Source organism: Pseudoalteromonas sp. APC 3694, assembly GCF_030407565.1.
GTDB lineage: Bacteria > Pseudomonadota > Gammaproteobacteria > Enterobacterales > Alteromonadaceae > Pseudoalteromonas > Pseudoalteromonas tetraodonis.
The window spans coordinates 106,781-114,232 of the sequence record NZ_JASDDE010000007.1 but is presented as its reverse complement, the minus strand read 5'-3'; the positions used below and the strand labels follow the sequence as shown (position 1 = coordinate 114,232).

Genomic DNA, 7,452 nt, shown 5'->3' with positions numbered 1-7,452 from the left:
GTTAAGTTAATTTAAAAATGGCTCTACAAAATGATAAATCAAGCGATCAAAGCTGGTGAGAATCGGTGATCAAAGTCATGAGAATACGCAACCAATCGCATCTTTAATTAAACGACCTATGTTATCTGTATCGTGGTTTTCGTTTTTGTTGATATTAGCGGCTACATACAAGCCTGGCGCATCAATATTGCCCCAAATAACACCTGCACCATAAATTAAATCGTCAACAGAGCGGGTTGTTCCGTCGCCATACGTTAATTCAAACTCGCCGCGGTTAATACCCGCGGTCAGTTTTAGCTTATCAGTCACGTTATAGGTTACTGCACCGCCAAACGTATAGTTAAATTCAACTTGTTGTGCAGCAGCATCTCCAGACTCAAAATTTGCTTGGCATTGTGATTCTGTAATATTACTTTCATCACAAGTATAAAAAGCGCTATTTTTTAACTGAGTTTGAACACTAAAGTCAAAGTCGTTGTAGCTATTACGGTATTGCAGTGTTTTATCACCACGACCAGTACCATTTACTGCACCATCGTCTTTGTTGTAAGTGTAAACACCGGCAGCGTTTCCATCCCATACATAGCTGTAGTTTGTTGCATACACAACATCAAACCACGCACCCCATTGTTTACCAATCGTAATTTGGCCGTATTTATCGTGTTTAAGTCCTGCATAGCCTAAACGATTATATAAAAACTCATCTTGAATAGATTCAAAACGGTTGTTATATACAATATCGCTGCTGCCAACAGGGTTGACACCCCATTCAACTAAAGCCATTGCTTCCCAGCCGTTTTTTATTTGGCGTTTAAAATCAAAATTAATTCGTGAGGCACCATTGACGATTTCGTTTTGACCTTGAGTATTTATCACTCGCGCATCAATGTATCCGCCTACTGCGACTGTATTTTTTTCATCCTTAAACACTTCTACTGCTGAAACACTTGGAGCAGCTAAAATACCCGCAATTGCTAGCGATACTAATTTTCTTTTCATTGTGTGTGCCTTGCCTAAATTAAAGGCGTTTTTATAATTACTAAATTCGAAGTCGTGCAGACTAGCAAAGCAATAAAAGGCTCAAAAGTGAAAAATTATCAATGACAATTAGCACAAAACACGCAGCTTGTTCATTTTAAGTTAATGCTGTTTTTATTTTGTAGCCGTATAAACTGCCATTTAATTTTGGAATAAGACATTAGGCTTAAATGCAGGAGAGGGGATATTGAATTTTTTTCATAGTTGCGCCTGTCGGCATGGGTAGAGCTAAGACTCTAATACTATAATACTATAAAAGGAGTTAATATAGCCGTATTAATTGTTAATAAAAGTAAAATGCGACCAAGTCGCCTGTAAACGCGATTAAATAATTTATAAAAGGTTTTATGTTAGTTGTTTTTTTATTAAACATTTTTTTACTGCATCAACAGTACAATAATGAGTTTTACTCACCTTTTCAGCACATATACTCGCCCAGTACTTTGGCTATTTAATTGCTTTTATAGTTAATAAACAGCCACCGTTTACTTTGAGTTTGGTGCTATAAACTTTCATAGAAAAAAACGGTGATTTGGTTTAAACTGCGCGCAATTTAAATACTTCAGTCTCCCTTGGAGGGTAGCGCTATTATTAGTACAGCTAACATCACCATGCAATTTGGTGCTAAACCGTTATTTGAAAATATCTCAGCTAAATTTGGCGAATCAAACCGTTATGGTTTAATTGGTGCTAATGGTTGTGGTAAGTCGACCTTTATGAAAATCCTTAGTGGTGAATTAGAACCATCTTCGGGTAACGTAAGTACTGATCCAAATGAGCGCGTTGCTAAACTAAACCAAGATCAATTCGCCTACGAAGAATATTCTGTTATTGATACCGTGATTATGGGTCATAAAGAATTGTGGGATATCAAACAAGAACGTGACCGTATATATAGCCTACCTGAAATGAGTGAAGAAGACGGCATGAAAGTAGCCGATCTTGAAACTGAATTTGCTGAAATGGACGGTTACTCGGCTGAATCTAAAGCGGGTGAGTTACTATTAGGTGTGGGTATTGCTACAGAGCAGCACTACGGACCTATGTCAGAAATTGCACCAGGTTTTAAACTTCGTGTGCTTCTAGCTCAAGTTTTGTTTTCAGACCCTGATATCATGCTGCTCGATGAGCCTACCAATAACTTGGACATTTATACAATTAAGTGGCTTGAAGATGTATTGAATCAACGTGACTGTACCATGATCATCATCTCGCATGACCGTCACTTTTTAAATTCGGTATGTACGCACATGGCCGATATTGACTACGGTGAACTACGTATTTACCCGGGTAACTACGATGAATACATGTTTGCAGCTACTCAAGCACGCGAACGTTTATTAAGTGAAAACGCGAAAAAGAAAAGCCAAATAGCAGAGCTTCAACAGTTTGTATCGCGTTTTTCTGCCAACGCATCAAAGGCAAAGCAAGCCACTTCACGTGCAAAACGAATTGATAAAATTCAATTAGACGAAGTAAAAGCGTCGTCACGTCAGTCGCCATTTATTCGTTTTGAACAAGAAAAGCAGTTATTCCGTAACGCACTAGAAATGACCAGCTTATCGCAAGGCTTTGAAGAAACTTTATTCTCAGGCCTTGAGGGTTTGGTTGAAGTAGGTGAACGCATTGCTATTATTGGTGAAAATGGTGTGGGTAAAACAACATTATTAAACACTTTAGCAGGACGTTTAGCGCCTAAAAGCGGTGAGTTTAAATGGTCTGAAAATGCAAACATTGGCTACTATGCACAAGATCATGCCGATGAGTTTGAAAAAGACATGAATTTGTTTGAGTGGATGGAGCAATGGCAACAAGAGGGCGACGATGAGCAAGTTGTTCGTAGCTTCTTGGGTCGTATGTTGTTTTCACAAAACGATATCAAAAAATCTGTAAAAGTTATCTCAGGTGGTGAGCAAGGTCGTATGCTGTTTGGTAAAATCATGATGCATAAACCAAATATCTTATTAATGGATGAACCGACTAACCACATGGATATGGAATCTATAGAAGCGCTTAACTTAGCACTTGAAGCATATGAAGGTACCTTGATGTTTGTATCACACGATCGTCAGTTTGTATCATCAGTTGCTACCCGTATTTGGGAAATTAAAGACGGTAAAGTTATCGACTTTAGAGGTAACTACTCAGAATATTTAGCGAGTAAAGAAGCTTAATTGCTGATTGTTTCGCTGTTTAAAAAAAGCCATGTTTAACATGGCTTTTTTATTGCCTGCTGGTCGCATTAGTGCAGCATTTAAGTATATAATACCCGCCATAAAACCGGACATAAGTCCGCTATTTTTAAAATACATTACTGAGGAGTATTTATGACTGTTGGCATTATTATGGGTTCTAAATCAGATTGGCCAACCATGGAACACGCCGCCCTTATGCTAGAAAAATTTGGCATTGAGTATGAAACTAAAGTGGTTTCTGCCCACCGCACTCCTCAATTACTTGCCGATTACGCAAGTTCAGCCGCAGAACGCGGTATTAAAGTTATTATTGCAGGCGCAGGTGGCGCGGCGCACTTACCGGGTATGGCGGCGGCGTTTACATCTCTGCCAGTTTTAGGCGTACCCGTTAAATCTAAAGCGCTAAACGGTGTAGACTCTCTGTTATCTATTTGCCAAATGCCAAAAGGTGTTGCGGTAGGTACTCTTGCTATTGGTGAGCCCGGTGCTGCAAACGCAGGTTTATTAGCGGCACAAATCTTAGGATGTCAAAATCCAGAAATATTCGCAAAAATCGAAGCGTTCCGTAAAGAACAAACTGAGACTGTTTTAGCTAACCCAAATCCTGCAGAGTGATCATGAATATTTTAATTTTAGGGGCAGGGCAGCTAGCACGAATGATGAGCTTAGCTGGTGCACCGCTTAATTTAAATGTGGTTGCTTATGATGTAGGCAGCAAAAAGATTGTACATCCGCTTACCAATGAAGTGTACCCAACAACGCTCGAACAAGCGATAGAAAACGCTGATGCTATTACGGCCGAGTTTGAACATATTCCAGATGATGTACTTACACAGTGTTGTAATAGCAATAAGTTTTATCCGGGCAAACAAGCCATTAAAACCGGTGGCGACCGTACGCTTGAAAAAGCGCTCCTAGATAAAACCGCGGTCGCATGCGCGCCATATCAATTAATTACAGAAAAAGCGCATCTTGAACTCGCGGTTCAAACACTTGGTAAGCCATTAGTCATTAAAACATGCCAAGCGGGTTACGATGGTAAAGGCCAATGGCGTTTAAAATCAGACGATCAAATTGAGCAAATTTGGGCTGAAATGGCTGATTTTATTGCATCAGGCACTGAGCACGCTCCGCACACCATAATTGCAGAAAAAATGATCCCGTTTGATCGTGAAGTCTCTATTATTGGTGCGCGCGATAAACACGGCCATGTTGCTATTTATCCATTAACTGAAAACGAGCACACCGAGGGTGTGTTAACGCTTTCGGTTGCAGGTAAAAACAATAATAGCCAACTAGAGCAACAAGCAATAACGGCATTTACCCGAATTGCGAATGAGCTTAACTATGTTGGTGTACTCGCCATTGAGTTTTTTGATGTGCAAGGTACATTACTGGTTAATGAAATTGCGCCGCGAGTTCATAACTCAGGCCATTGGACGCAACAAGGTGCTCATTGCTCGCAATTTGAAAACCATATGCGCGCTGTTGCCGGCTTACCTTTGGGTAGTACGCAACTTAAGCAACCGACTGCTATGATAAATGTATTAGGCCAAGCACAAATCCCTACTGATGTGTTAAAAACAGCAGATGTAACCAGCCATTGGTACGGTAAAAGTGTAAAACCTGGTCGCAAAATGGGCCACATTAATGTATCTGCTGATAATTTACAGCAATTAGGTGAACGCCTTGGTGAACTCGCAATGTGTTTACCAGAGCAAGATTACCCCGGTGTATTAGCTACCAGCAAATCGCTATTATAAGTTAAAAAACAAAGCGATAAATTGAACTTAACTTCAATATATCGCTTTACCTTCTAAAGGTTCTTTTCAATGATCCATCCAAAGTTTCGTACTATTGTGTTTGCCTTTTTTATGGCACTTTTCATGTCAGGTTTTATGTCGTTAGTTATTTCTTTATTTAATGTTGGTATGGTCGATAACATCGTATCTATCTGGCTTAAAGCGTGGTTATTTGCCTTTTGTATTGCCTTTCCAACGGTTATATTTGTTGCCCCCGTTGTCCATAAACTGACTAATAAACTGATTCGCGCTTAACGTTATGATTATCGCTAAATTACATAAACCTGTATTTATAATATTACTGGCTTTGTGCATCACTCCATTTATTGGCGCTGGTAGTGCCTTGGTTATAGGGGCGTTATTTGCGATTACCTTGGGTAACCCGTTTGCTGAGTTATCACAAAAGGCCAGTAAATGGATGCTAAAGTTGGCGGTTGTGGGGTTGGGGTTTGCTGTTGATTTTAATCAGGTAATTGAGGTTGGTCGCAGCTCTTTAGTGTTAACAATTGTCAGTATTACTGCCATAATTGGGCTTGGCGAAATTTTAACTCAAGTGTTTAAACTTAATCGTAACACAGGCGTGTTAATTTCCTTTGGAACCGCTATTTGTGGGGGTAGCGCTATTGCGGCCATAGCACCGGTTATAAAAGCTAAAGATCATGAAGTGGCTGTGGCGCTGGGTATCGTATTTTTACTCAATGGTGTAGGGTTATTATTATTCCCTGCAATTGGGCATTATTTTGAATTAACCCAAGAGCAGTTTGGATTATGGGCTGCACTTGCAATTCATGATACCAGTAGCGTGGTAGGTGCATCGGCTACTTATGGTGCAGTGGCACTGAGCATAGCAACAACAGTGAAGCTTACTCGTGCTATGTGGATTATTCCATACACTACGCTTGCAGGTGTGTTTATGCGCTCAGATGAAAAGGCGAGTATTCCATTATTTATTGTAGGCTTTTTATTAGCCGCATTAATTAATACCTATGTGCCGTCGCTTTCATCTTATTGGGAGTTGATAAACATTGCAGCGAAGCAAATACTAGTGATGACACTGTTTTTAATTGGCAGTGGTTTGTCGTTATCGGTACTAAAGCAAGCGGGAATTAAACCGTTTTTAATGGCTGTGATTCTTTGGATCGTGGTTAGCAGTGTTATTTTATTATTAATTATAGATGGATTCATATAATGAGACATGATCTCGGTATTAAAATTATTGGTGGCTTTTTATTGTCACTGGTTTCAGCAAGCTATGTTCACGCAGAGTCATTACGGGTCGCAACGTTTAATGTCAGTATGGATGCAACCAATTACACCGCTAAAAATGAAAAAGTAAAAAGCGATGCCTTAGTTAACGCGCTGCGCTCTGACCACCAGCAAATTAAAAATATTGCTGAAATAATTCAACGCGTTCGTCCAGATGTGGTGCTTTTAAATGAATTTGACTACGTCCCTAAATCACAAGGGATAGAATACTTTAAAACCCATTACTTAAATGTAGGGCAAAATGATCAAGCGGCTATCGATTACCCTTATGTCTACATTGCACCAGTTAACACCGGCTTAGCCACAGAGTTTGATTTAGACAACGATGGCAAAAAAAATGGTGTGATGGGCGATGCGCAAGGTTTTGGATTTTTTGAAGGCCACTACGCAATGGCGTTTTTGTCTCGTTACCCCATTGATTTTGACAACATCAGAACCCTGCAAACGTTTAAGCACAAAGATTTACCGAATGTGAAAATGCCGGTAGATCCAAAAACCAATACAAATTGGTATAACGAAGAAGAATGGAGTGCTTTACGTTTAAGCTCTAAATCGTTTTGGGATATACCGGTAAAAGTAAATGATAAAGTAGTTCATATGTTAGCCTCGCATCCTACGCCGCCTGTGTTTGATGGTGATGAAGACAGAAACGGCATTCGTAATCATGATGAAATTAGATTAATTGCTGATTACGTTAATAACGAAAGTTACCTGTATGACGATAACGGTAAAAAGGGCGGTCTTGCAGCAAAATCACGCTTTGTGATTTTAGGTGACCTAAATGCCGCCCCTGAGGGCGATAAAAAGCGCACAAATACAACAGATCAGTTACTTAAAAGCCCGATGATTAATGCCGGTTTTATTCCAACCAGTGAGGGCGCTAAAGAGCAATACCCACAAGCTTATGCTAAAAATTACACTGCTAACTGGCAGGCACGCGTTGATTACGTTCTGCCTTCAAATTATGGACTAACCATTAAAGATGGTGGCGTATTTTGGCCGAAAAAACAAAGCGAATTGTACCGTTTAATCAAAGATAGAAACGCATCAAGTGACCACCGTTTGGTATGGCTTGATTTAACGGTTGAATAAACGGGTTACTCACCCCGATATCAGCGTTGTTTATCTTAAATAATTGCAATTATAAAGGT

Annotated in this window: 6 protein-coding genes and 1 pseudogene; 6 read left to right on the top strand and 1 reads right to left on the bottom strand. The window is 39.8% G+C overall.

What is annotated here, in order from left to right; all coding sequences use genetic code 11:
- Nucleotides 1–90: 90 nt before the first annotated feature.
- A pseudogene (locus tag QMA00_RS04605) lies at nt 91–999 on the bottom strand (porin); the annotation flags it as partial.
- 626 nt (nt 1,000–1,625) lie between these two features.
- On the opposite strand from QMA00_RS04605, the gene QMA00_RS04600 reads away from it, so the two are divergent.
- The 6 genes from QMA00_RS04600 to QMA00_RS04575 all read left to right on the top strand — a co-directional run bounded on the left by QMA00_RS04600 (nt 1,626) and on the right by QMA00_RS04575 (nt 7,393).
- A complete protein-coding gene (locus QMA00_RS04600; RefSeq protein ID WP_214552433.1) occupies nt 1,626–3,212 on the top strand; it encodes an ABC-F family ATPase in 1,587 nt (528 codons plus the stop codon).
- Between the two features lie 153 nt (nt 3,213–3,365).
- Nucleotides 3,366–3,848: a 5-(carboxyamino)imidazole ribonucleotide mutase gene (gene purE / locus QMA00_RS04595; RefSeq protein WP_013464946.1), complete on the top strand. Its 483-nt coding sequence runs from the start codon at nt 3,366–3,368 to the stop codon at nt 3,846–3,848.
- A 2-nt stretch (nt 3,849–3,850) separates the two neighbouring features.
- Nucleotides 3,851–4,996, top strand: a complete 1,146-nt coding sequence (locus tag QMA00_RS04590) for a 5-(carboxyamino)imidazole ribonucleotide synthase (protein ID WP_262975921.1) — start codon at nt 3,851–3,853, stop codon at nt 4,994–4,996.
- A 69-nt stretch (nt 4,997–5,065) separates the two neighbouring features.
- Nucleotides 5,066–5,290, top strand: a complete 225-nt coding sequence (locus QMA00_RS04585) for a DUF2798 domain-containing protein (protein ID WP_013464944.1) — start codon at nt 5,066–5,068, stop codon at nt 5,288–5,290.
- Between the two features lie 4 nt (nt 5,291–5,294).
- On the top strand, nt 5,295–6,224 hold the full coding sequence (locus tag QMA00_RS04580; protein WP_262975922.1) for a putative sulfate exporter family transporter: 930 nt from the start codon (nt 5,295–5,297) through the stop codon (nt 6,222–6,224).
- Complete coding sequence (locus tag QMA00_RS04575) at nt 6,224–7,393, top strand: endonuclease/exonuclease/phosphatase family protein (RefSeq protein ID WP_262975923.1); 1,170 nt, start codon at nt 6,224–6,226, stop codon at nt 7,391–7,393. Before QMA00_RS04580 ends, QMA00_RS04575 begins: the two co-directional genes overlap by 1 nt.
- Nucleotides 7,394–7,452: the final 59 nt, after the last annotated feature.